Here is a 24,863-nt window from a genome sequence, read left to right on the forward strand (position 1 = left end):
CTTAGGTCGACCGCGCGTCCCGAAGATAGGTGGCTACCGGGTCGAGCCATCGATCGGCGGTCTTGCGCACCAGATAGGTGGTCAGGCCGAAGTCCAGGTCGCTCACGGGCAGAACGGCAACCTCGTCGGGATCGACCATGCGCACCGCTTCGGACTCCAGTGGGGTGATGGCGAACGTCCGCCCGGTGCGGAGCAGCATCAGCATCCCTGATATGTCGGAGAAGCGAAGACCGTCGTCGCTCAGGTCTACGCCGTGATCGGCGAGTCGCCTGCCGATGTCGGCGGGCCGCAGATCCCAGTGTCGCGGACCGCGTGCGTAGCGCATGCCGCGCAGATCGGCGGTGGTGAGTTCGGTGCGATCGGGAAACGTGCGCGCGTCGACGAGTACTCCCATCGGCTCGGAATAGAGGACGACGGTACTCAGGTCCGGGTGCGTTGTGCCGACGTGGGAGATCGCCAAGTCCACCGAACGATCGAGCAGTTCCGATTCCATGTCGAGCGACGGGATCTGGCGTAACTCGAACGAGTAGCGGTTGTTCAGCGCAGACATGGCCTGTGACAAAGTTTCTCGATGATGCGGATTGAGCACGTCAGGGATCGCGAGCCTGACGGTCTCGCGGCGATTTCCCGCGCGCATCAGGTGCGGGATCGCGTCGAAATCCGCAACGACGCCCGCGGCCAACGGAACCAACGATTCACCCGCCGCGGTCAGTCGCGTGTGATGCGTCGACCGATCGAAGAGTTCGGTCCCCAACGATTTCTCCAGAGCTTTGATGCGCTGACTCAGTGGTGGCACCGACATGTGCAGCGATTGTGCGGCGCGAGTGAAGTTGAGCTCGCGCGCCACCGCGAGAAAGTACCGCAGGTGTCGGATGTCCACCTTCTCGACGCTACCCCTCGGTGTTATCGGCTGCGACATACTGGGACAACAGAAACGGTCATTCCCTTAGGGCAGCTAACTACCTAGCGTTGTAGTCACAAGGACACGACGAAAGGGGAGTCATGCAATCCGACCCGACAGCGGCGGCAACCGGCCCACTGGAGGGAGTGCGCGTCGTCGACATCTCGACCGTGGTGATGGGCCCCTACGCGACGCAGATCCTCGGCGACTTCGGCGCCGACGTCGTTCGAGTCGAGCCGCCGTTCGATACCGCGCGCCACTCGCCCGCCGGCCTGGGCCGTCACGACGGAATGGGTCCACTCTTCCTGCAGGTGAACCGCAACAAGCGCAGCGTCACACTGAACCTCAAGGATGCCGACGGCAAAGCCGCGCTGATGGAGCTGCTGGCCGACGCTGACGTCCTCGTCACCAACATGCGCGCTCAGGCCCTCGATCGACTCGGTATCGGTTACCAACAGATTCGCGAGCAGTTTCCGCATCTGATCTACGCGCACGCCCAAGGCTTCAACACGAAGTCGAGCCAAAGCGCGCGCCCCGCCTACGACGAGGTCATCCAGGCCGTCACCGGACTGGTGGACATGCAGCGGCGGGCGAGCGGCTCGCTGCAGTTCATGCCGACGTTCATCGCCGACAAGACTGCGGCCCTCTATCTTCTCAACGGCATTCTTGCCGCGCTGTTCCACCAGCAGAAAACCGGTGCGGGGCAGGAAGTGTCGTTGGCAATGGCGGACGCGATGATCGCCGTCAACATGGTCGAACACATGGCGGGCGACGTCTACGTTCCGCGAGAAGGTGATGTCGGAAATCCGCTGAGTTTCGCCGACGTCCACGCTGCCATGCGCACAAGCGACGGCAAAGCCATTGCGGCCGTTCCCTATACCTACCGCGACGTCAGGAAGTTGCTTGTCGGAGCCGGCCTCGACGAGGACGCCGCAGATCCGGTGTGGGACGAGCCCGTCCTCGACCGGACGGTGTTCTACGACGGCATCGCCAAGGTGCTCGCGAACTCCGAGACCAAGACGGCGGCGCAATGGGAGGACTACCTCACCGCCAACGACATGCCGTACGGCGTTGTGGTCGACATCGCAGACTTGCCGGATTCCGACTATGTCCGCGAATTGAACCTCATCACCGAGGTGGATCACCCGACCGAAGGTCGAATTCGGGTGCTGGCCAACCCTATGCAGTTCTCGGCGACTCCGGTGTCCGTCCGTCGGCAGGCCGAACAACCGGGACAAAGCACGGCGGACGTGCTGGCGTCATTGCGCGCGTCAGTCTGACCCAACTCACCTCAAGGAGAAAGACCATGAACCTCGACTACAGCGACGCAGACCTCGCGTTCCGCGACGAGTTGCGCACCGTGTTCTACGACAAGATCGATGCAGGAATCCGCGAGCGTTCCGCGCTCGGCGAGACCACCCGCGACGACATCGTTGCGACGCAACGGATTCTGAACGAGCACGGTCTCGCCGTGCCGCACTGGCCCGCCGAATGGGGTGGCCGCGGCTGGACTCCGACGCAATCGCACATCTACTCGTCGGAAATGCAGCGCGCCGCGGTTCCGCAGCCGCTCGCGTTCAACGTCAGCATGGTCGGGCCGATCATCGCCGAATTCGGCAACGACGAGCAGAAGGCAAAATTCCTTCCGGCCACGGCCAACCTCGATATCTGGTGGTCCCAGGGCTTTTCGGAACCCGAAGCAGGATCGGACCTGGCCGGCTTGAAGACCACCGCGATCCGCGACGGCGACCACTACGTGATCAACGGACAGAAGACGTGGACCACCCTCGGCCAACACGGTGACTGGATGTTCCTGCTTGCTCGCACCGACCCCAAGGCCGACCGCAAGCAGCGCGGCATCTCGTTCCTGGTGTTGGATCTGACGACTCCCGGTATCGAGCGGCGACCGATCAAACTGGTCGACGGCGGATCCGAGGTCAACGAGTTCTTCTTCGACAACGTCGTCGTCCCCGTCGAGAACCTGATCGGCGAAGAGAACCAGGGCTGGACGTACGCAAAGTTCCTGCTGGGCAACGAGCGCAACAGCATCGCGCAGGTCGGTACCAGCCAGCGGCTGTTCGCCGATCTGGTCGAGCGAGCAGCGCAGACCGAGTTGGTCGACGGCACGCTGTTGCAGGACAACGAGTTCCGCACGCGCATGCACACGGTCAAGTTGCGGCTGCTCGCACTGGAGGCAACCCAACTCCGCGTCACCGGAGCATCCGAACGTGGGAAGGCCAGCCCTGTCTCGTCGCTGCTCAAGCTGGCGGGCACCCGACTGCTCCAGGAACTCTCCGCAATTCGGCTCGAGGCAGGCGCATCCGACTCGGTTCTGATCGGCGGTAGCAACGGCGCGGGCACCGCTCTGCATACCGATCTAGCCGACAACGTCGCGGCCGAGCAATACCTGAACCTGCGCAAGCTGTCGATCTTCGGCGGCTCCAACGAGATTCAGCGCGGCGTCATCGCGAAGACGATCCTTGGCCTCTGAGGGCCACCACACACTTCTCGAAAGAGGTAGCACCATGAATCTCGAACCCAACAGCGAACAGAAGTTGCTCGCGCAGAGCGTCACATCCGTCTTGGCAGGCAAGTACGTGCCCGGTTTTCGCGCCGCCGCCGCCGCATCCGAACTCGGCTGGAGTGCAGAGGTATTCACTGAACTCGCCGAGGTCGGCATCACGGCGTTGAACATTGCCGAAGAGTCCGGGGGCGTCGGGGGCGGTGCCACCGATGTCTACGTGGCGATGGAATCACTGGGACAGTTCGCAGCCGTGGAGCCGTTGCTCGACGGAGTGTTCTTACCTGCGTGGGTCCTTGCCGATGCAGGCGCCCCGGAGCGGCTCGCATCCGTGGCCGAGGGTGAGGCTGTCATCGCGGTCGCGCACGCCGAGCCGAAGCGCGCCTGGGACGGTGCACCGACCGTCGAGGCTCGCACCGAGAGCGGCATCACCACGGTGACCGGCGTGAAATCGCCAGTGCACCATGCCGACAACGCGCGGCTGCTCGTTGTCACGGCTGTCGATGTCGATGGCGTGTTCGGGCTGTACCTGGTGGACAGCGATGCGGACGGCATCACTCGCGTCGACGGGCGGACCACCGATTGGTCTCACGCCTCGGATGTCACCTTCGCTGCCACCCCGGCCACCGTCGTCGCCACGGGTCCGGATGCGCGGCAGGCCTTCGACGTGTCGATTGCCAAGGCGCGCATCGCTCTGACCGGGGAAGCCATCGGGTTGATGGAGACGGGACTGGCGCAGACGGTGGAGTACCTCCGCTCGCGCAAGCAGTTCGGCGTGCCGCTGTCGACATTCCAGGCGTTGACCCACCGGGCTGCCGACCTGTACGCCGAGATCGAACTGGCGCGCTCGATGGCATTGTGGGCCACGGCCAAGGCCGAAGAGTTCGATACCGATTCGACGGTCGAGATCGAATCCGTCGCCGACGACGCCTTCGCCTTTGTCGCGGGCGCAGCCCGTCTGGTCGCCGAAGAGATCGTTCAGTTGCACGGCGGCATCGGGATGACATTCGAGTCGCCTGTCAGCCATGTCGCTGCCCGACTCACCGGAATCACGCAGGCGTTCGGCGGTGTTGCTGCAGCACGGCGGCGGGCGCTCGCTCGCCCGACCGCAACCACCACTCCCAGTGCCGCATAGGAGGAACTCATGTCCACTGTTGCAATCATCGGCGCAGGCGTCATCGGACTGTCGTGGGCCGAACTGTTCCACGACCACGGGTGGGACGTTGTGATCTCCGATCCGCGGACCGATCTGGCCGACGTCGTCGGTGCAAGCTTGGGGGAGCGCGACATTCGTCTGTCGGGCAGCGTCGAGGACGCTGTCGCGCACGCCGACTTCGTGCAGGAGAACGGCCCGGAGCGCATCGAACTCAAGCGCGAGGTGTTCGCCGCGATCGCTGAGGCAGCACCGGCGTCGGCGATCCTCGCGTCGTCGTCCTCGTCGCTGTTGCCGAGCGCCATCGCCGAGGGCAACGCCGCTGCCGACCGGGTGCTGATCGGGCATCCGTTCAACCCGCCTGCGCTGATGCCGCTGGTCGAGTTGGTGCCCGGACCGGAAACCTCTGCCGCCACAATGGATATCGCATTCGACGTCTACTCATCGCTCGATCACACTCCGGTGCGACTGAAGAGGGAGATCCGTGGGTTCGTCGGCAACCGGTTGCAAAAGGCACTCAACGACGAGGCCTACTACCTGGTGCAGCAAGGCATCGTCGACCCGGCGGGCCTCGACACGGTGATGAAGAATTCGCTCGGGTTGCGATGGGCGACGGTCGGACCGTTCGAGGGCGGTCACCTCGGCGGCGGGCCCGACGGCATCCGCCACCTCGCGGCAAACGTCGGTTCGCAGATGACGTTTCCGCTCGGATCACCGGATCGAAGTCGGATGGACGTAGTCTTCGATCAGGTCGAGACCGCCTACGGCACCGGTCCAGAGGCGTATCGAGTGCGCGCACAACGGCGAGATCGGCTCACGCGTCGGATCCTCGACGCGGTTGCCGTTCAGCAGAAGTCGGAGGCGAAACGATGACAGAGCAACTGCTGGTACTGCACCCAGGCAGCAAGGCCATTCTCGCCCTCGGGACCGACGGCTCTCGGATTCGTCCGATCGTCGAGGACTTGCCTGATGTGCCGGACGGCATCGTCGTCGATCACGTTCGCGGCCAACTCTATTGGACGAACATGGGAACACCCGATTCATCGCGAAGACACGAGTACTTCACGCGCAACGGATCGCTCGAGCGAATGAACCTCGACGGCTCCGAGCGCCGAACCATCCTTCCCATGGGGAGTTTCACCACCGGCAAACAACTGACGGCAGACTTCGACAACGCCACGCTCTACTGGTGCGACCGGGAAGGCATGCAGGTGTTGCGGTGCAACCTGGACGGGTCGGACCTCGAACCTCTGGTAGTCGTGGCAGAAGGCGACGACGCGGCGCACGAGATCAGGAATCAGTGTGTCGGCATCGCGATCGACACCGCGAACGGATTCCTCTACTGGACGCAGAAGGGTGCACCGAAGGCAGGGGAGGGTCGCATTTTCCGTGCAGGACTGGAGATCCCGGCAGGGGAGACGGCGGCGAACCGTTCCGACATCGAGACGTTGTGGTCCGGTCTTCCGGAACCGATCGACCTCGAATTGGCAGCGGGCGGTTCGGTTTTGATGTGGACCGACCGCGGAGCCGAGCCGGACGGCAACACTCTCAACAGGGCGCGGGTGCTGCCGGAGGTCGGCACGCCGGAGATCGTCGCCCGGGGCTTTCGCGAGACCATCGCGCTGGCAAGTGCGGACGAGCGCACCTACTATGTCACCGACCTCCACGGTGCCGTTAGGTCGGTCGATGTCGAAGACGGCACAACGGAGTTGATTGCCGAACTCGGCCCCGGCCTCACCGGTATCGCTCTGGCTGACTTCTAGAAATCCACCACGAACCTGCGGTCGGGAACCACCCGGCCGCCGACGTGTATCCAGCCGTCGGCGTTGTACTGGGTCGTGATCGTCGAGCCTTGCCCTTGATGAACAGTCAGGCTGCGTTGTAGTCGATCGGTGATGCGCACCGCTGCCGAGCCGGTGGCCTCGTCCTCGGCAACACCCATGGCAGGTGCGAACATTCGCGACCTGATGGAGCCGGCACTCTCGTCCAGCCACGCCCACGCGTAGTGATGGCCCTCGTGGAACGACGCCGGGTCGAGAGCGTTCACGGCGTCGGCGTCGGGTAGATCGTGGAAGTCGAAGTGTGGTGACCAGTCGGCGCGGCCACGGGCGAAGGTAACCCCATCGACAGTGGTCACCAGAACTGCGCCCGCCGGAACTGCCAGAGTGTCGGCGGGTGTACCGCGATCGGCCAGCCACCACGCCAGCCCAACCGTCGGATGACCGGCGAACGGCAACTCGACTGCAGGAGTGAAGATCTGCGCGGGTGCAGTGCCATCGACGACCGGTCCGACGAATATGGTTTCGCTGAACCCAAGCTGAGCGGTCAGGGCTTGCCGATCCGATTCGGGAACGGCCGCCGCGTCGACAATGCCCAACTCGTTGCCGAACTCGCCTGCAGCGTCGGTGAATACACGGACAACAGCTACGTCGATACTCATGACAGCAGGCTACCGAACGCGAGTCAGGGGCCCACTCACCACCGAAAACAGTAGTGAGCGGACCCTCGGCTCGACAATGAAACTAGGCGAGCGCTTCGGTGTTCTGCACAGCCTGTGCTACCCCGGCGACTATGGCTGCGACGCGCAGCGATTCGAAGATCGCCTCGCGGCCGACGCCCTCTTCACGCAAGGTGTGCTCGTGCGCTTCGAGACAATGTTGGCAGCCGTTGATCGACGACACGGCGAATGACCATAGCTCGAAATCCGCTTTGGGCACACCCGAATTGCCGATGATCTGCATGCGCAAGCCTGCGCGCAGGTCGTCGTACTTGCCGCCGAGAAAACCTTTACCGCGGTAGAAGACGTTGTTCATGCCCATGATCGACGCGGCACCGAGGGCGGCGTTGTAGGCCTCGGCAGACAGTGTGTCGCCCGCGTCTTCGGCGATCTCTTTCAGCGTGGTCGCCGACTTGGTGGCGGCCGCGGTAGCGAGCAGGGTGCCCCACAATTGCTGCTCGGTCAGCACCGTCGAGCGCGCGATGGAGCTCAGGTTGAGCTTGAGGTCCTTGGCGTACTCGGGCAGCGAACCCTTGAGACTGTCGATGCTCATACGCTCAGACGCTCGCCGTCAGGAGCTCGCCCGCATTGATCGTCGGATCGCCCTTGCGCCAGTTGCAGGCGCACAACTCGTCGGACTGCAGTGCGTCGAGCACGCGCAGCACCTCGTCGACGTTGCGGCCGACGGAACCGGCGGTGACGGAGACGAACTGGACCTCGTTGTTCGGGTCGACGATGAACGTGGCGCGATCGGCGACGCCGTCGGCGTTCAGAACACCTGCGGCAGTGGCGAGTTCACGCTTGAGATCCGACAGGATCGGGAAGGGGAGGGTCTTGAGGTCGTCGTGCTGTGCGCGCCACTGGAAGTGCACGAACTCGTTGTCGACCGATGCGCCGAGAACCTGCGCGTCACGATCCTCGAACTCCTCGTTCAGCTTGCCGAACGCGGCGATCTCGGTGGGGCAGACGAAGGTGAAGTCCTTGGGCCAGAAGAAGACGATGCGCCACTTGCCCGCATGGTCGTCGCTGGTGATGGTGGTGAAGTAGTCGTCGGGCTGCTGTGCGTCGACCTTCGACAGATCGCCACCGATCACGCCGGTGAGGTTGTATGCCGGAAATTGGTCGCCGATGGTCAGCAGGGCCATGTAATTCCTCCGAAGTCGGTTGCGCGGTCAGTAATTTCTATCCTGCCGACATCGTTATCAGAGGTAAAGGTGATAAGTAGCACTACACTTATAAGCGTGTCCGATCAGACTTATCAGCCGACGTTGTCGCAGCTGCGCGCGTTCGTCGCAGTCGCCGAGTACCGCCACTTCGGTACGGCGGCGGTGCGTATGGGTGTCAGCCAGCCGACGTTGTCGCAGGCCTTGGCCGCGCTGGAGGCGGGTCTCGGAGTTCAGCTGATCGAACGCAGCACGCGAAAGGTGTTGGTCACGGCCGTGGGTGTGGAGCTCCTGCCGCAGGCGATGGCGACCCTCGAGGCGGCCGATCGATTCGTGGCCGCCGCTGCCGGGTCGGGTGACGGTGTGGTGGGGCCGATGCGGATGGGCATCATCCCGACCATCGCGCCATACGTGCTCCCGTCCCTACTGCCGCAACTACGCGACGACATGCCGGGGCTGTCCGTGCATGTCGTCGAGGATCAGACGGCCCGCCTACTCGATTCGCTCCGTGCGGGTGTGCTCGATGTCGCGATCGTCGCGCTCCCGGCCGACATGCACGGGATCGTCGAGATTGCCTTGTACGCAGAACAATTCGTCCTGGTGCTTCCGAAGGGGCACCATCTTGCGGGACGAACCGATCTCACGGCCGACGTGCTGGGCGGACTGCCGCTACTGCTGCTCGACGACGGACACTGCCTGCGCGAGCAGACACTGGATCTCTGTCGCTCTGTCGACGCGCACCCCGACACTGCAGGGGACACGCGGGCGACATCGTTGGCGACCGTAGTGCAGTGTGTGGCAGGCGGACTCGGCGTGACGTTGGTTCCCGAGATGGCGCTTGACGTCGAGACGTGTCGAGGACACCTCGACATCGCCCGATTCGCCGATCCCGCGCCGGGCCGCTCCATCGGTCTGGTCTTCCGTGGATCGAGTGGCCGCAGCGACGACTACCACCGGCTCGCGGACGTGGTACGCGCTAGCCGCTGACCACCGTGAGGTCGTCGAACACGATCTCGCCCTGAGCGTCGGATTCCTCGACGTCGACCACCGCGTCGATGGACCAGCCATGATCACCGGCTGGGTCGTCGAAGACTTGGCGCACTGCCCACGTGGTCGCCTTGGGCGATACTTGGAACAACTGTGGCCCACGGGCTTCCGGGCCGGTACCGATGCTCTGGTACTCGTCGAAGTACGGCGCCAGCAGGTCTTCCCATCCCTGCGCGTCCGGTCCGGTCCCCAACTCCGCCAACGACTCCCAACGACGCAGTGCGGCCAGCTCCACGCGCCGGAACATCGCGTTGCGGATCAGCACCCGGAACGAGCGCACGTTCGCCGAGATCGGCCGCACCGTCTCGGCGTCGAATGCCAGCTGCTCCGTGTCGATTTCAGCGCCGGGATTGGTGAGCTGCTCCCATTCGTCGAGCAGGCTCGAATCCACCTGGCGGATGAGCTCTCCCAGCCACTCGGTGATGTCTTCGAGCTCCTCCGTGCGCGCTTGCTCCGGCACCGTTCGGCGCAACGCGCGATAGGCGTCGGCGAGGTAGCGCAGGACAAGACCTTCGGAGCGCGTCAGCGAATAGTGACTGATCAACTCCGCGAACGTCATCGAGCGCTCGATCATGTCACGCACCACCGATTTCGGTGACGGTGCGAACTCCGACAACCAGGGGTGGCCGCCCTGGTATGTCTCGAACGCCGGCTCCAACAGCTCGGCCAACGGCTTCGGCCACGTGACTTCCTCGAGCAGTTCCATCCGCTCGTCGTATTCGATGCCGTCGGCCTTCATCTGTCCGATCGCCTCGCCGCGAGCGGCGTGCTGCTGCGCCATGAGTAGTTGTCGCGGATTCTCCAGCGTCGCTTCGATCACCGAGATCACGTCGAGGGTGTAGGTGGGCGAATCCTTGTCGAGCAACTCGAAGGTGGCGAGCGCGAAGGGGGACAGCGGCTGATCCAACGCGAAGTCGCGCTGCAGGTCCACCGTGAGACGGGCGCGACGACCGTGCTCGTCCGGTTCCGGAAGCTGCTGCACCACTCCGGCATTCACCAGTCCGCGGTAAAGGCGCAGTGCTCGCAGAATGTGCTTGCGCTGCGCGGGCCGGGGCTCGTGATTGTCCTCGAGCAGGTGCCGCATCGCGTCGAAGCAATTGCCCGGCCGGGCAATGACGTTCAGCAGCATCGAGTTGGTGACCCCGAACCGCGAGACCAGCGGTTCGGGCGACGCCGCGACCAGCCGCTCGAAGGTCTGTGCGCTCCACGACACGAACCCGTCCGGCGGCTTCTTGCGTTGCACCTTCTTCAGCTTCTTCGGGTCGTCGCCGGCCTTGGCGACGAGGCGAGCGTTCTCGACCTCGTGCTCCGGTGCCTGCACGACGACGGTGCCCATCGTGTCGAAGCCTGCCCGGCCTGCGCGACCGGCGATCTGATGGAACTCGCGGGCGCGGAGTTGCCGAGTTCGGACGCCGTCGTACTTGGTGAGACCGGTCAGCAGCACGGTTCGGATGGGAACGTTGATACCCACGCCGAGAGTGTCGGTGCCGCAGATCACCTTGAGCAGCCCGTCCTGCGCCAGCTTCTCTACGAGGCGCCGGTACTTAGGCAACATCCCGGCGTGATGGACGCCGATGCCGTGACGCACCAATCGAGACAGCGTCTTCCCGAAGCCTGTCGAGAAACGGAAGTTCCCCAAAGCCGTTGCGATGGCTTCCTTCTCCTCGCGGGTCGAGAAGTTGACGCTGGTGAGCGCTTGCGCGCGCTCGAGCGCCGCGGCCTGGGTGAAGTGCACGACGTAAACCGGCGCCTGGTTGGTGGTGACCAACTCTTCGATGGTTTCGCCGATCGGCGTCAATGCGTACGAGTAGCTCAGCGGCACAGGGCGTTCCGAGCCGGACACCACGGTGGTCGGGTTTCCGGTACGCCGGGTGATGTCCTTCGCAAAGAACTCGACCTCGCCGAGCGTCGCCGACATCAGCAGGAACTGGACGTTCGGGAGTTCGATCAGCGGAACCTGCCACGCCCAGCCACGATCCGGTTCCGCGTAGTAGTGGAACTCGTCCATCACCACCTGGCCGACATCCGCGCCGGCGCCCTCGCGCAGAGCCAGATTGGCCAGGATCTCTGCTGTCGCGCAGATGATCGGGGCATCGGCGTTGACGGATGCGTCGCCGGTCACCATGCCCACCCGATCGGCACCGAAGATCTCGCAGAGCGCGAAGAACTTCTCGCTGACCAGCGCTTTGATCGGAGCCGTGTAGAAGGTGCGCTGACCGCGGGCGAGTGCGGCGAAGTGCGCGCCGATGGCAACCATCGACTTACCGGACCCAGTAGGCGTCGCCAAGATGACGTTGGCGCCGGAGACCAACTCCAGCAGCGCTTCTTCTTGCGCGGGGTAGAGGTTCAAGCCACGTTCGGTGGTCCAGGCCGTGAAGGAATCGAAGAGCCAATCGGCATCCACGGCGCTGCCCGCAAGCAGTTCGTCGATCAGGCTCGGAAGTTGCACGTCCTACAGGCTACGTGCCGCCCAGGTCCGCGCCGCACAGTCATCACTCACGTAGCGCTGCGCTCGGTTGCGTCGATGGCGTCGAGCACGGCGAGTCGGTCGGCGGGGCTGCCCGAGATATCGGTTGTCCGCAAGCCGGATTCGAGGGTGTGCCGCCACCGTTGGCGATCGAACGCAGCGGGCTGGGTAGTCGCGATGAAGTTCTGCACAGTTGCGACGAACCGATCCGGTTCGTCGTGAAACGGGAAATGCGCAGACTCGCTGAATATTTCGAGCCTCGAATCTGGAATGGCGGAGTGCGCAAGGTGGGCGTGGGCGACGGGAAGCAGGCCATCGCGTTCGCCCCAGACGATCTGCACGGGTATGTGCTCGTACAGATAGGAGCGGTCCAGGATGGTCACCGCCTGCCCGCGCCAATCCACAACGGCACGAAGGGTTTTGATGAAGGCGCGATGCCCGGTCGCGTCGGAATGGCCCGCGACGACACGCATTCCGTCGGCGGCGTCGTGCAGCACGGACGGGCGCGAATATCCCGATGCCCGGCACAGCGCGGAGATCTGTCGCCCTGTCGACTCGAGCGCTGCAGGCACGCCGGGAACTTGGACCACGCGTAGACCGAGAGCGAATCCGGGTACCGCACCGAGACGCAGGACCGGATGGACCTCACGACTGACGCCTCCTGCACACACCAGGACGAGGCGCTCGACGAGTTCCGGAAACTGATAGGTGAACTGCGACGCGACCCCGCCGCCGAGGGAGTGGCCGATCACCGTGACTCTGTCGATGTCCAACACGGCCAGCAGGTCTCGCAGGCCGTTCGCGAAACCGGCGACCGAATAGTCGGCCCGTGGTTTGTCGGAGCGTCCGTGACCGAGCAGATCGGGTGCGATGACCGTGTGGTTGCGAGCGAGATGCGGAATGATCCCGCGCCAGGTCTCGGAATTGTCGCCGATTCCGTGGACCAGCAAGATCGCGGGACCGCTGCCCGCGATGCGCACGGCACGTCGGTAGCCGTGAATCGTCCGAAAGGTAAGGCGTGGTTCGACTTCCGTCACTGCGTGCAGCGGCCGCGTAGGTGTGGTTCCCATGCATACCCCTCTCGCCGCAGCTATCTGCGGGAGTCTACGACCGAGAAGGGTTTCGTGCAGTGTGAGCGGAAAGCGCTAGGTGGCGCTGCGCTCGCCACCGCCGATCGCGTCCAGGACGGCGAGCCGAACGGCGGGGGCGGTGGACACGGGATGCGTTCCCGAGCCGGAGACCAACATGGTCCGCCACGCTTCGGCGTCGTGCGCGGTAGTCGTCGTGGTGTCGAGGAACTCTTCGATCACGCGCAGAAACCTGATCGGATCGTCGTGGAACGGGTAGTGCCCCGCCCTATCGAACACGGCGATCCGTGAGCCGGGCATCGCTGCATGCGCAAAGTGGGCGTGGCTGACCGGGAAGACGGAATCCTTTGCTCCCCAGATGATTTGAACAGGCAAGTCTTCGTTCAGGTAACAACGATCGAGCAGGGTGATCGACTGGCCGCGCCAGTCGACCACAGCACGGAGCGTGTTGAGGAACGCTAGGTACGACGTGCGATCGGGGAGTTCGCCGATGATCGAAAGCACGTCCGGCGTTTCGCGCAGCAGCGCCTTCGGATCCATGTCGACGGCATGCAACTGGCCGATCGCGTTGCCCGCCACCTTCACTGCGGTCTTGGCACCGGGCAGCCGCATCAAGCGCAACGAGGAATTGACCATCGGCGCGGAGAGCACCCGCAGCAGCGGGTGCACATCGCCGGTGATGCCGCTGGTGGCGACGAGCACGAGCCGATCCACCATCTGCGGGTACTGATAGGCGAACTGCATTGCGACGGCGCCCCCGAGCGAGTGTCCGATGACGGTCGCTCGCTCGATGTCGAGTACCGACAGCAGGTCGCGCATGCCGTTGGCATAGGCGGCCACGGAGTAGTCGGCGCGAGGCTTGTCGGATCGGCCGTGACCCAGCAGGTCGGGGGCGATCACGGTGTGTGTCTTGGCCAGATGCGGAATCAAGTCGCCCCAGGTCGCCGAGCTGTCCCCGATGCCGTGAACGAGCAGGATCGCCGGTCCGCTACCCGCGATACGGAATGCTCGTCGATACCCGTGAATGGTGCGAAAGACCAGCCTGGTTTCGGTGTCGGGAACACGCCGCAATGTCCGCTCGCGCGAAGTGCTCATATCGTCCTCCAACCACTGAACGGGACCAGCGTGCCGACCGTGCCGCGAATGTTAGACCTCGATCACGGCACGTCGCCAATTTACTGGCCGATCGTCCAAAAATGCAGGTTACAGGTAACGCGCAGGTTGCGGACTCTGCACGAATCGACTACTGCTTATCGGTGCCCGACGTCCCACCATCGTCGTATCCGCCCTGCTCAGCGAGGAATTTCTCGAACTCCGCACCCAATTCGTCGCCGCTCGGCAGTGCCTCGTCACCTGCGAGAAGGGTCGATTGCTGCTCTTGTGCCGTGATGAAGGTGTCGTATTGGCGCTCCAGCGCGTGCACCACCGTCTCCACCTCGGCATTGCCCTGGATGTGCTCGTTGACCTGTTCGCGAACGCGAGCCGCCGCCTCGCCGAGAGCGGCCAACGGGAGATCGAGGCCACCCATGGTGCCGACGTTCTCCAACAGGGTCTGCGCTGCCTCCGGGTAGTCGGTCTGCGCAAGGTAGTGCGGAACGTGTACCGAGAAGCCCACCGACTCGTGCCCGTGTTGAGCCATTCGGAACTCCAGCAGCGACGACGCGTTTCCGGGTACCTCGATCTCGCCGGACCAGCGCTGCTGATCCTTGACCAGCTCCTTGTTGGAAGAATGCGCCGTCATGCCGAGTGGTCGAGTGTGTGGGATCGCCATCGGAATGGCACTGAGACCGATGGTGCGGCGCACACCGAGTTGTTCGGCGAGCAGTCGGACCGCGGTAGTGAAACGCTCCCAGCGCAGGTCGGGTTCCATCCCCGCGAGCAGCAGAAACGGTGTGCCCGCGGAATCACGAAGCGCGTACAGATTCAAGGAAGGCTCGTTGTACTCGGCGAAATGGTCGGTCTTGAACAACATCGTCGGCCGACGTGACCGGTAGTCGAGCAATTCGTCCACGTCGAAACTGGCGACCAGTTCCGTCTCGAGACTCTCGCGCAGATGCGTGGTCGCTAGTCGAACCGCGTGGCCGGCGTCGGTGAATCCTTCGAGTCCGTGCACAAGGACCGGGCCCATGCCGTCTTCGGACGACACCTTGGGTGCCGGAAACTCCAGCTCGTACATTCTCGACTGTTCGTCCATCGTCGACCCCTTTCACCGGCGGGAACTCAACACCATTGTCCCTCATCTGCGCACGAGCACTTCCTGCTCCCAACGCACCGGCGCAGGTCAGAATTCCCGATCGTGGAGCGGAGGGGATCGGGATCGGTGCTTGCGCCGATGTGACAGGCTGAACACGCGATCGGCAGTGAAGTTTCTACTCGGTTCCGGAGGGTGACATGACGCAGCGAGTCCAGGGTGTTGTTGCACGTGGCAAGGGAGATTCGGTCACAACCGAAACGATCGTGATACCCGATCCGGGGCCCAACGATGTGATCGTCGCCGTTCAGGCCTGTGGTGTCTGCCACACGGATCTGCACTATCGCGAGGGTGGGATCAACGACGAGTTTCCTTTCCTGCTGGGCCACGAGGCTGCCGGTGTGGTGGAGCAGGTAGGCAGTGGTGTCGACACCGTCGCGGTCGGCGACTTCGTCGTACTGAACTGGCGTGCCGTGTGCGGCCGGTGTCGAGCATGCAAGAAGGGCAAACCCTGGTATTGCTTCGACACGCACAACGCGAGCGTGAAGATGACTCTCGAAGACGGAACCGAACTGTCGCCCGCACTGGGGATCGGAGCATTCGCCGAGAAAACGCTGGTACACGAGGGCCAGTGCACCAAAGTCGATCCGGAATCGGATCCCGCGGTGGTCGGTCTGCTGGGCTGCGGCGTGATGGCCGGACTCGGGGCGGCGATGAACACCGGCAACGTGGGCCGGGGCGATTCGGTGGCCGTGATCGGTTGCGGCGGCGTCGGGGTCGGCGCGATCGCCGGCGCGAAGCTGGCAGGCGCGACGACAATCATCGCTGTCGACGTCGACGCGGGCAAGCTCGAGACGGCGAAGGAATTGGGCGCGACGCACACGATCGATGCGTCGTCGGGCGATGTCGTGACAGCGATTCAGGAGCTCACCGACGGGTTCGGCGCGGATGTGGTCATCGACGCCGTCGGCCGCCCGGAGACGTGGCGTCAGGCCTTCTATGCACGCGATCTGGCAGGCACCGTCGTGCTGGTCGGCGTCCCCACGCCGGAGATGACCCTGGAAATGCCGCTGATCGACTTCTTCAGCCACGGCGGCTCGCTGAAATCGTCCTGGTACGGCGACGCTCTACCCGAACGCGACTTCCCGACGCTGGTGAACCTGTACAGGCAGGGCAGACTTCCGCTCGAGCAGTTCGTGACGGAGCGAGTGGGACTCGGCGACGTCGAGGCGGCTTTCGCGACGATGAAGAAGGGGGCCGTGCTGCGGTCTGTGGTGGTGTTGTGAGCGAACTGCGCATCGACCGCGTCGTCACGTCGGGGACGTTCTCTCTCGACGGCGGCACCTGGGACGTCGACAACAACGTGTGGGTGATCGGCGACGACTCCGAAGTGGTGATCGTCGATGCCGCGCACTCGGCGGTGCCGATCGTCGACGCGGTTGCCGGTCGAACGGTGCGGGCAATCGTCTGCACCCACGGGCACGACGACCACATCACCGTTGCACCGGAATTGTCGGCCACCCTGGATGCGCCGGTGCTGCTGCATCCGGCCGACGACATGCTGTGGCAGCAAACGCATTCCGAGCAGCAGCACGGCGACCTCGACGACGGTCGACGTATTTCGGTGTCGGGAACCGACATCGTGGTGCTGCACACGCCCGGTCATTCGCCTGGGTCGGTATGCCTGTATCTGCCCGACGCCGGGGAACTGTTCACCGGCGATACGTTGTTCTCGGGCGGGCCCGGAGCGACCGGGCGGTCCTACTCGGATTTCCCGACGATCATCGACTCGATTTCGTCGCGCCTGTTCAGCTTGGCGCCGGAGACCTCGGTGCGCACCGGACACGGCGACGGTACGACCATCGGTACGGAGGCGCCGATGTTGGAGGAATGGATCGCGCGTGGTCAGTAGTCGCGCGGCGGTTTGCGCCGGTGTCGCGTCCGCGTTGATCGTGTTGACGGCCGGCTGCGGTAGCTCGATTTCCGGTACGGCAGTCTCACAATCCGTCGGAACTACTCGTCATCTGTCTGCCGCTCTGGGTTCGATGCTGCTGGAAAGCGCGAAGTTCCCGCCGCAATACGCGGCACTGAAACTGGCGCAGCCGGAGGCCGCTCAGGCATCGGAGGATCTCTCAGGCGTCGCCATCGGGGCTAAAGTGGATCCCGGGGGATGTAAACCGCCGCAACAGGATCGGACCGCCAACGGCACCGCGGTGGTCGTCGGTACCGATGCGGCGACGCGCGCGACGATCAGTGTGGAACTGCTGCGAACGGATTCGCCGCTGTCGGTTCTGCGCGATCAGGTCGGGCAATGCCTCGACCTGACCGCCGAAAAGAACGGTGTGACGTCCACGGTGCACACCGAAGTGCAGCCGCCACCGCCGAGCGATGCCGACGACACCATGGCTTTCACGCGGACGGTGTCGTCCGGTAGCGGGGTGACGCAGGTGAAGCAGTCGATGCTCACCCTGATCGGGCAGATCGGCGACGTGCGAACATCGGCGACGTACATGTCTTTCGGTGCAGGACAACCGGATACGGCAGCTCTGGATCAGGTGTTCACCGACGCGCTGGCGCGGGTGCGCGACGCCTAACACGGAGCACTGACACCGCTACCGATTTCGACCTGTTTTCCAGGCCGCGCGACGGTGGTTGTTCACAACCGTCGTCGTTATCCACAGACAAGTTTTCGAGGCCCTTTCTCGCCCGTTTTCATCGCGCCTCGGGTGCAGCATTGCGGCCATGACAACATCGACGACGCCACACGATCCGTTGGAGGCCTGGCGCGAGCCGCTACGCGTCTCCGATCCCGCCGACCTGATAGTCGCGGTACCTGCACTGCTCGGCTTTCATCCGCACCGATCGCTGGTGATCGTCTGCCTCGGTGGGGGATCCGCCTCGTCGGTCGGGGCGGTCCTGCGTCACGACCTGATACCGCCGGACCGGTCCGGTCACCGATCGGACCGGATGATCGCCGCGGTGGAACAGTTCGGTGCCATCTGCGGAAACGAGGGCGCGCGTGCGGCATTGGCGGTGATCGTCGACGACGTGGGCGATCGTGAGTCCTACGACGACGTGGTCGGCATGCTCGCGGCTTCGCTCGCCGCCAACGGTGCCGAACTGGTCGGCGCTCACGTCACCGCGTGTATCGAGGCCGGCCAACGGTGGTGGAGTCTGTTGGGCGATCCGCGCTCCGGTGTGTTGCCCGATCCTTTCGCATCGCGTGTGGCGGCCGCACATGTGTTGGAAGGCAGGCAAATCTGGGCGTCGCGGTCGGAACTGTCAGGCCTGTTGGACGGCGGAGACGACCTGGAACGGCGCGCCGTCGCCGACGCCGTCGACCAGTTGCGTGAGGGAGCACTCTTCGATCGACTGGGATCGAGAAGTCGGGTCGAGACGCCGCGAGAGGTCAGCCGTGCGCGACTGGACCTCGTCCTGTGGCAGATCACTACGGTGGCGTCGGGGGAGCGGCTGCAACCGATCGAGTTCGCGGAACTCGTTCTTGCACTCGATGATCGGGTGGTTCGCGATGCTGCTATGGCGCTTGCGGTCGGTGACGATGCTGTTGCTGCCGAGCGATTGTGGATCGAGCTGGCACGGGTTGCTCCCGATCCGTACCGCGCCGACGCCGCGACCCTGTTCGGCTATTGCGCCTACGTTCGCGGCGACGGCCCGCTCGCGGGCATCGCGTTCTCCGCTGCATTGGAATCGAACCCAGCACACGGTGCCGCCGGATTGCTGGATTCGGCGTTGCAGCACGGAATCAGGCCGGAGCTGGTGCGCAAGTTGGCCGATACCGGATTCGATTGCGCCCGCAGGCTCGGCGTCGATCTGCCACCGCCTACTTAGCGTGCGGCGTGCGACCGATCGCCGAGCTGCTGCAGGAACTCCCACGCGTCGGCGACGATGCCGTCGAGATCGGTGTGCTGCGGCCGCCAGCCCAGCTCGGCGATCGCACGTTCGCTGGACGCGACGAGTACGGCCGGATCGCCCGCCCGCCGCGGCGCGTCCTGTGCGGCGATGGGTCCACCGGTGACACGTTCACACGCCGAAATCACTTCTCGGACACTGAATCCGGCACCGCTACCGAGGTTGTAGATGCGATGCGTTCCCGGCTGCGATGTCCGCAATGCGAGCAGGTGCGCCTCCGCGAGGTCGCGGATGTGGATGTAGTCGCGAACTGCGGTGCCGTCCGGTGTCGGCCAATCGGTGCCGAACACCGCGATCTTGTCCCGCTGGCCCGCTGCGACCTGCAACACGAGGGGAATGAGATGGGTTTCGACGACACGGTTTTCACCGGTTCCGGCATACGCGCCGGCGACATTGAAGTAACGGAGGCTGGTTGCGCCGAGGCCGTGCGCAACCGTGTACGACGTGATGGCGTGATCGATGGCCAGCTTGGACGCACCGTACGGGTTGGTCGGCCGGGTCGGCGCGTCCTCGGTGATCGGGGATGACTCGGGTTCGCCGTAGGTGGCGGCGGTCGACGAGAACACCAACCGCGGTGTGCCCGATCGCCGGATCGCCTCGAGCAGGTCGAGCGTCTTGACGACGTTGCCGTACCAGTACTTCTCGGGCTTCTCCACCGATTCGCCGACCAACGACTGGGCGGCGAAATGCAGCACCCCGTCGAATGCGGGGGTGCCGCCTTCCCCGAGGATCTCGGCCGCCTTCTCCGCGACATCGCCTTCGACGAACTCGGCGCCCTCGGGAACCGCATCCGCGTTGCCGGTCGACAGGTCGTCGACGATCACCACGTCGTGGCCGTCTTCGAGCAGCACTTTCGCGCAGCCGCTACCCACGTATCCGGCGCCGCCGGTGACAAGAAGTTTCACTTTCTCAGACCTGCTTCACCTGGACGGCGTGTGCCATTTCTTCGGACAGCTCGAATCCCTCGTGCCCGGGCACCGTGATCAGCACCGAGACCGTCTTGTTCTCGACCGTGACGCGAGCATCGGGGACCACGCCGGCCTCCCGCAGTTGCCCGATCACCTCGGGATCGGTCTGAATGTGCTCGGCGAGCCTGCGCACCACCACAGCCGTCGGCTTACCGACAGGCAGATCACTGAGGCGAACCAGGTTCTCCGGGTTCGTCGACCCGCCTGTGTGTCCCAGCTCGTCCAGTCCGGGAATCGGGTTGCCGTACGGCGATGTGGTCGGGTGATTCAACACCTCGACAAGGCGACGTTCCACCTCTTCGCTCATGACGTGCTCCCAGCGGCACGCCTCGGCGTGTACCTGGTCCCACTGCAGCCCGATCACGTCGACCAGCAAACGCTCGGCGAGCCGGTGCTTGCGCATGACGGATACGGCCATGCCGCGACCCTTGTCGGTCAGTTCCAAGTGCCGATCGCCGGCAACCAGAAGCAGGCCGTCGCGCTCCATACGCGCCACCGTCTGACTGACGGTCGGGCCGCTCTGCTCGAGACGCTCGGCGATCCGAGCGCGCAGCGGCACCACACCCTCTTCCTCGAGGTCGTAGATGGTCCGGAGATACATCTCCGTGGTGTCGACAAGATCCTTCACCCTTTTACACCCCTTCGTCGGCCATGATGCTACCGGTCGAACCACATGATCGGTGCAGCACACAGCGTGGGGCACGCCGCAGCATCGGTGATCGATCGGGGTGCCCGCCCGCTGTGTAGTGGAACGTCGTAACCCGCGGGAAGCTTCCCGTGAGCCAAGTACCGTGTCCCTTATGACTGCGTCGTCGCGCGCGAATTCGACGCCGATTCACTCCGGCGGCGATCGTGTTGTCGTGTGGAGCCCGGACTATCTCGGCTACACCTGGGCACGCGGACACCCGATGAACCCGCAGCGCCTCGACCTCACGATGGCGCTCGCGCGATCCATCGGGCTACTCGACGGCATCGAGATCGTCGAGCCGGCGAGTGCCGCCGAATCCGAACTGCTGCGGATCCACACACCCGCCTACATCGAGGCCGTCAAGAACGCGGGAACCTCCACTGTCGTCGATGCCGTGGACCCTCCGTTCGGGCTGGGCTCCGCCGACAATCCGATCTTTCCCCGAATGCACGAGGCCGCATCGGTCATCGCCGGCGGAACGCTGAGTGCAGCGCGCGAGATCGCCGCCGGACGAACCCGTCGCGCGGTCAGCATCGGCGGCGGTATGCATCACGCGATGGCCGGTGCGGCATCAGGATTCTGCGTCTACAACGACGTCGCCATCGCCATCTCGTGGCTGTTGGACAACGGCTACGACCGGATTGCCTACATCGATGTCGACGTCCACCACGGCGACGGCGTGCAGCGAGCGTTCGCCCACGATCCACGGGTGTTGACGGTGTCGATCCACCAGCATCCGGCGACGTTGTGGCCGAGCACGGGGTGGTCGAGCGAGATCGGTGAAGGAGCTGCCGAAGGAACGGCGATCAACCTGGCCGTCATGCCGGGGACCGTCGACGCAGTCTGGTTGCGCGGTTTCCACGCCGTGGTGCCGGGAGCGATCGAGGCGTTCCGGCCACAGATCGTGGTGAGTCAATGCGGCGTCGACACCCATCGCGAAGATCCGCTCGCGGATCTGGCATTGACCGTCGACGGCCAGCGTGCCGCGTTCCTCGCGATGCGCGATCTCGCCGACCGGTACGCGGAAGGGCGTTGGCTCGCAGTCGGTGGCGGTGGATACGGTCTGGTCAGAGTGGTGCCCAGAGCATGGACACACTTGATCGCGGCTGCGCTCGATCGCGAGATCGACCCCGAGTCGGCGATACCGGAGTCCTGGCAGGAACGAGCGCGCGCCTTCGCGCCCGGGGTGAGCATTCCGACCACGATGGGAGACGGCGGCAACGTGAACTACCAACGGTGGGACGGTCCAGGCGGCACACCCGAAACCCATTCGCCTGCCGTCGACAACGCGCTGCGACGGCTCGACACCTCGATACTCGCGACCCGACGCGCCGTGTTCCCGCTACTCGGCCTCGATGCGGACGATCCGCGTGACTGACGCGCCGAATCGAGTGGACTTTCCGGAGCACTGGCGTGCAGATGTACTCGCGTCCGACGGTGGAGTCGTCACATTGCGGCCGATCATGCCGTCGGATGCCGAGCGGGTCGTCGCGTTCCACGGTGGGTTGTCCGAGCGCACCCGATACCTGCGCTACTTCGGCCCGTATCCCACGATGTCGCCGCGCGACGTCGAGCACACCACCAACGTCGACCACCGCAATCGGGTCGCGCTCGTCGCCGTACTCGGTGATCAGATCATCGCGATCGGGCTCTACGAACGGCTCTCCGACGCGGGCGGCAACGCCGTCGAACCCGACGACGCTGCACCAGGACGCTCGGCGGAAGTGGCGTTCGTCGTCGCCGACGATCACCAGGGGCGCGGTCTCGGCTCCATTCTGCTCGAGCACCTCGCCGGTGCTGCCGCGGAGAACGGTATCGAGGTCTTCGTCGCCGAAGTACTGACGCAGAACCGCGGAATGCTGACCGTGTTCAAGGAAGCCGGCTATCAGATTCGCCGGACCATGGACGGCTCGGTCCTGCACCTCGAGTTTGCCATCGACCCGACGGAAGCCTTGACCTCCGTGCGTAATTCGCGTGAGCGAGCCTCGGAGGCGCGCAGCGTGCGTAACCTGCTGTCGCCACGATCGATCGCGGTGATCGGCGCGTCGGGGGAGTCCGGCAAGGTCGGCAACGCGGTGCTGGTCAATCTGCTGCGAGGCGAGTTCACCGGCCCGGTGTTTCCGGTGAACTCGTCGCATCGGTCGGTCAGAGGGGTCCGCGCATATGCGACGGTGCGCGAGATTCCCGACGACGTCGACCTGGCGGTGATCGCTGTCCCCGCCGGCTCCATCGACTCCGTTCTCGACGACTGTCTGGCCAAGGGTGTCAAAGGTCTCGTCGTCCTGTCGGCGGGTTTCGGCGAAACGGGCAGCGCCGGATTCGCCGCGGAACGCAAGCTGGTGCACGAAGCGCGGGGCCACGGCATGCGGGTTGTCGGCCCTAACGCTCTCGGTATCGCCAACAACGATCCAGCGGTGGCATTGAACGCTACGCTCGCGCCGATCCTGCCCGAGCGTGGGCGGATCGGGTTCTTCTGCCAGTCGGGCCCTCTCGGTGCCGCGATCCTCGCCGAAGCCGCGACCCGCGGACTCGGTCTGTCTACGTTCGTCTCCGCAGGCAACCGCGCAGATCTGTCGGGCAACGACCTTCTGCAGTACTGGGATTCGGACTCCGACACCGACGTGGTGCTGCTGTATCTGGAGAGTGTCGGCAACCCGCGCAAGTTCTCGCGGCTGGCACGCCGAGTGGCGCGGACCAAGCCGATCGTCGCCGTGCGCAGCGGACGCAACGGCACACCGCAGGCGGCGGTGGGCGAGGCGGCCAGCGATATCGACAACTCCATCGTGCGCGACCTGTTCCGCCAAGCAGGCGTGATCCAGGTGGATTCCATCTCCCAGCTCTTCGATTGCGCTGCACTGCTTGCCTATCAGCCGTTGCCTGCCGGTCCGCGGCTCGGAATCGTCGGCAACAGTTCCGCTTTGGCATGGTTGGCGGTCGACGCCGCGCAGAGCGAGGGACTCGACGTCGCCGAACCGGTCAACCTGGGGCCGAGCGCAACGCCGGAGGACTTCGCCAAGGCGCTGCGCAAGGCGTTGAAGTCACCGGACATCGATTCGGTGATCGTGGTGGTTGCTCCGCCCGTTGCCGTGCCGATGACGCCGTTCGCGGACGCGCTGCTGTCGGTCGTGCGCGTGGACGGTAAGCCGATCGTCACGACTTTCCTTGCAAACGAGGGCATTCCGGACGACCTCGCAATCGTCGGTCCGGACGGCAAACCGGGGCGTGGCTCCATCCCGTCGTACCCGGATCCGGAGCGGGCGGCGCACGCACTCGGCCGGGTGTGGCGCTACGCCGACTGGCGCAGCAGGCCGGCGTCGCAGGTGAGCAGGCCGGACGGAATGGATGTCGACTGCGCGCGAAGTTACGTGTCGAAGTGGCTGGCCGATGCACCGGAAGGGCGGTGGCTCAACGACATCGAGGTGGTGCAGATCCTGTCCTGCTACGGCATCGACATCGTCGACTTTCGAGAAGTCACCACCGCTGACGAGGCAGTCGATGCCGCTGGTTCGATCGGCTACCCGGTCGCGGCGAAGGCGACCGGTGAAATATGGCGCAACAGAGCGGATCTCAGCGGCGTCCGGCTCGACCTCGCCGGACCCGACGCTGTTGCCGTGGCCTATCACGATCTGGCAGCGGTCTCGGGTCAGCCGCTGCTGCACATCCAGCGGATGGCGACCAAGGGCATCGGGTGCGTGGTTCGCGTGCAGGACGATCCGTCGTTCGGCTCGGTCATCTCGTTCGGTCTCTCCGGCACGATCCTCGATTTGCTGGGCGATCGTGCTTACCGTGCGCTTCCGCTGACGGAGGACGAGGCGACCGAACTGATCGATGCGCCCCGCGCGGCACCGTTGCTGTCGGGCTATCAGTCGGCGCAACCGGTGAACAAAGACGCTCTGACCGAGTTGGTGCAACGGATCTCGGCCCTTTGCGACGACCTGCCCGAGGTTCGCGAATTGTTCTGCGAGCCGGTGCTCGCATCGGGCGCAACCGCCGAGGTGTTGTATTCACGGCTGCGCATCGGACCTGAGCCCAGCCGTGTCGATCTGGGTCCACGCCGCCTCAGCTGACGTGAGCGAGGGGTTCCCTCACTGCCGAAAACGGCGTGCAGGGGTCCCCCGACTCACGCTCGTGGGCAACCGGACACAGAAAAGCGCGCCGGTCGAACCGGGCAGATCCCTGAGGGGAGGACTCTGCCGATCCGACCGACGCGAGGGGGTGAATCGTCGGCGACCGTGGTCTACCGCCGCTT

22 protein-coding genes are annotated in these 24,863 nt (G+C 64.7%); 12 read left to right on the top strand and 10 right to left on the bottom strand.

Annotated elements, in window-relative coordinates; all coding sequences use genetic code 11:
• Position 1: 1 nt before the first annotated feature.
• Positions 2-880 (bottom strand): LysR family transcriptional regulator, encoded by an 879-nt coding sequence (locus FOY51_RS08080; RefSeq protein WP_149429701.1) that lies wholly within the window; start codon positions 878-880, stop codon positions 2-4.
• A 122-nt stretch (positions 881-1,002) separates the two neighbouring features.
• Here FOY51_RS08080 and FOY51_RS08085 point away from each other — a divergent pair, with 122 nt between their 5' ends.
• The 5 genes from FOY51_RS08085 to FOY51_RS08105 are packed head-to-tail and all read left to right on the top strand — an operon-like array spanning position 1,003 to position 6,338.
• Positions 1,003-2,181: a CaiB/BaiF CoA transferase family protein gene (locus FOY51_RS08085; RefSeq protein ID WP_149429702.1), complete on the top strand. Its 1,179-nt coding sequence runs from the start codon at positions 1,003-1,005 to the stop codon at positions 2,179-2,181.
• Positions 2,182-2,207: 26 nt separating this feature from the next.
• Positions 2,208-3,392, top strand: a complete 1,185-nt coding sequence (locus FOY51_RS08090; RefSeq protein ID WP_149429703.1) for an acyl-CoA dehydrogenase family protein — start codon at positions 2,208-2,210, stop codon at positions 3,390-3,392.
• Between the two features lie 34 nt (positions 3,393-3,426).
• A complete protein-coding gene (locus FOY51_RS08095) occupies positions 3,427-4,557 on the top strand; it encodes an acyl-CoA dehydrogenase family protein (RefSeq protein ID WP_149429704.1) in 1,131 nt (376 codons plus the stop codon).
• A gap of 9 nt (positions 4,558-4,566) precedes the next feature.
• Complete coding sequence (locus tag FOY51_RS08100; RefSeq protein ID WP_149429705.1) at positions 4,567-5,448, top strand: 3-hydroxyacyl-CoA dehydrogenase NAD-binding domain-containing protein; 882 nt, start codon at positions 4,567-4,569, stop codon at positions 5,446-5,448.
• Positions 5,445-6,338: a hypothetical protein gene (locus FOY51_RS08105; protein ID WP_149429706.1), complete on the top strand. Its 894-nt coding sequence runs from the start codon at positions 5,445-5,447 to the stop codon at positions 6,336-6,338. Before FOY51_RS08100 ends, FOY51_RS08105 begins: the two co-directional genes overlap by 4 nt.
• Here FOY51_RS08105 and FOY51_RS08110 read toward each other — a convergent pair.
• The 3 genes from FOY51_RS08110 to FOY51_RS08120 form a co-directional block, all read right to left on the bottom strand.
• Positions 6,335-7,015, bottom strand: a complete 681-nt coding sequence (locus FOY51_RS08110) for a PhzF family phenazine biosynthesis protein (RefSeq protein ID WP_149429707.1) — start codon at positions 7,013-7,015, stop codon at positions 6,335-6,337. The two genes, FOY51_RS08105 and FOY51_RS08110, sit on opposite strands and share 4 nt — an antisense overlap.
• 82 nt (positions 7,016-7,097) lie before the next feature.
• On the bottom strand, positions 7,098-7,625 hold the full coding sequence (gene ahpD / locus FOY51_RS08115; protein WP_149429708.1) for an alkylhydroperoxidase, AhpD family: 528 nt from the start codon (positions 7,623-7,625) through the stop codon (positions 7,098-7,100).
• 4 nt (positions 7,626-7,629) lie between these two features.
• The gene (locus FOY51_RS08120; RefSeq protein ID WP_149429709.1) at positions 7,630-8,217 is read right to left on the bottom strand and encodes a peroxiredoxin; all 588 of its coding nucleotides are present in this window, start codon (positions 8,215-8,217) and stop codon (positions 7,630-7,632) included.
• Positions 8,218-8,313: 96 nt separating this feature from the next.
• Between FOY51_RS08120 and FOY51_RS08125 the strand changes: the two genes are divergently transcribed.
• A complete protein-coding gene (locus FOY51_RS08125) occupies positions 8,314-9,222 on the top strand; it encodes a hydrogen peroxide-inducible genes activator (protein WP_149429710.1) in 909 nt (302 codons plus the stop codon).
• Here the strand turns inward: FOY51_RS08125 and FOY51_RS08130 are convergent.
• The 4 genes from FOY51_RS08130 to FOY51_RS08145 form a co-directional block, all read right to left on the bottom strand.
• Entirely contained in the window at positions 9,212-11,731 is a 2,520-nt protein-coding gene (locus FOY51_RS08130) for a DEAD/DEAH box helicase (RefSeq protein ID WP_235916195.1), read from the bottom strand. The genes FOY51_RS08125 and FOY51_RS08130 overlap by 11 nt on opposite strands.
• Positions 11,732-11,778: 47 nt before the next feature.
• Positions 11,779-12,819, bottom strand: coding sequence for an alpha/beta fold hydrolase (locus FOY51_RS08135; protein ID WP_149429711.1), 1,041 nt, complete (start codon positions 12,817-12,819; stop codon positions 11,779-11,781).
• 75 nt (positions 12,820-12,894) lie between these two features.
• A complete protein-coding gene (locus FOY51_RS08140; RefSeq protein WP_149429712.1) occupies positions 12,895-13,932 on the bottom strand; it encodes an alpha/beta fold hydrolase in 1,038 nt (345 codons plus the stop codon).
• Between the two features lie 148 nt (positions 13,933-14,080).
• Positions 14,081-15,031, bottom strand: a complete 951-nt coding sequence (locus FOY51_RS08145; protein WP_149429713.1) for a PAC2 family protein — start codon at positions 15,029-15,031, stop codon at positions 14,081-14,083.
• A gap of 197 nt (positions 15,032-15,228) precedes the next feature.
• Here FOY51_RS08145 and FOY51_RS08150 point away from each other — a divergent pair, with 197 nt between their 5' ends.
• From FOY51_RS08150 to FOY51_RS08165, 4 genes are all read left to right on the top strand, one after another.
• Positions 15,229-16,314: an S-(hydroxymethyl)mycothiol dehydrogenase gene (locus FOY51_RS08150; RefSeq protein ID WP_149429714.1), complete on the top strand. Its 1,086-nt coding sequence runs from the start codon at positions 15,229-15,231 to the stop codon at positions 16,312-16,314.
• The gene (locus FOY51_RS08155) at positions 16,311-16,940 is read left to right on the top strand and encodes an MBL fold metallo-hydrolase (protein ID WP_149429715.1); all 630 of its coding nucleotides are present in this window, start codon (positions 16,311-16,313) and stop codon (positions 16,938-16,940) included. Before FOY51_RS08150 ends, FOY51_RS08155 begins: the two co-directional genes overlap by 4 nt.
• Positions 16,930-17,622 (top strand): sensor domain-containing protein, encoded by a 693-nt coding sequence (locus FOY51_RS08160; protein ID WP_149429716.1) that lies wholly within the window; start codon positions 16,930-16,932, stop codon positions 17,620-17,622. Before FOY51_RS08155 ends, FOY51_RS08160 begins: the two co-directional genes overlap by 11 nt.
• A 148-nt stretch (positions 17,623-17,770) precedes the next feature.
• Complete coding sequence (locus FOY51_RS08165; RefSeq protein WP_149429717.1) at positions 17,771-18,877, top strand: DUF4192 domain-containing protein; 1,107 nt, start codon at positions 17,771-17,773, stop codon at positions 18,875-18,877.
• Here the strand turns inward: FOY51_RS08165 and galE are convergent.
• Together galE and FOY51_RS08175 are read right to left on the bottom strand one after the other, a co-directional pair.
• Positions 18,874-19,863 carry a UDP-glucose 4-epimerase GalE gene (gene galE, locus FOY51_RS08170; protein WP_149429718.1) on the bottom strand — a complete coding sequence of 330 codons (990 nt, stop codon included), beginning with the start codon at positions 19,861-19,863 and terminating at the stop codon, positions 18,874-18,876. The genes FOY51_RS08165 and galE overlap by 4 nt on opposite strands.
• A 4-nt stretch (positions 19,864-19,867) precedes the next feature.
• Positions 19,868-20,554, bottom strand: coding sequence for an iron-dependent transcriptional repressor DtxR (locus FOY51_RS08175; RefSeq protein ID WP_149429719.1), 687 nt, complete (start codon positions 20,552-20,554; stop codon positions 19,868-19,870).
• Positions 20,555-20,726: 172 nt separating this feature from the next.
• Here FOY51_RS08175 and FOY51_RS08180 point away from each other — a divergent pair, with 172 nt between their 5' ends.
• On the top strand, positions 20,727-21,992 hold the full coding sequence (locus tag FOY51_RS08180; RefSeq protein WP_149429720.1) for an acetoin utilization protein AcuC: 1,266 nt from the start codon (positions 20,727-20,729) through the stop codon (positions 21,990-21,992).
• Positions 21,970-24,681 carry a bifunctional acetate--CoA ligase family protein/GNAT family N-acetyltransferase gene (locus FOY51_RS08185; RefSeq protein WP_149429721.1) on the top strand — a complete coding sequence of 904 codons (2,712 nt, stop codon included), beginning with the start codon at positions 21,970-21,972 and terminating at the stop codon, positions 24,679-24,681. The genes FOY51_RS08180 and FOY51_RS08185 overlap by 23 nt, the downstream gene beginning before the upstream one ends.
• Positions 24,682-24,863: the final 182 nt, after the last annotated feature.

This window comes from Antrihabitans cavernicola, assembly GCF_008297975.1.
In the GTDB taxonomy this organism is placed as follows: domain Bacteria; phylum Actinomycetota; class Actinomycetes; order Mycobacteriales; family Mycobacteriaceae; genus Antrihabitans; species Antrihabitans cavernicola.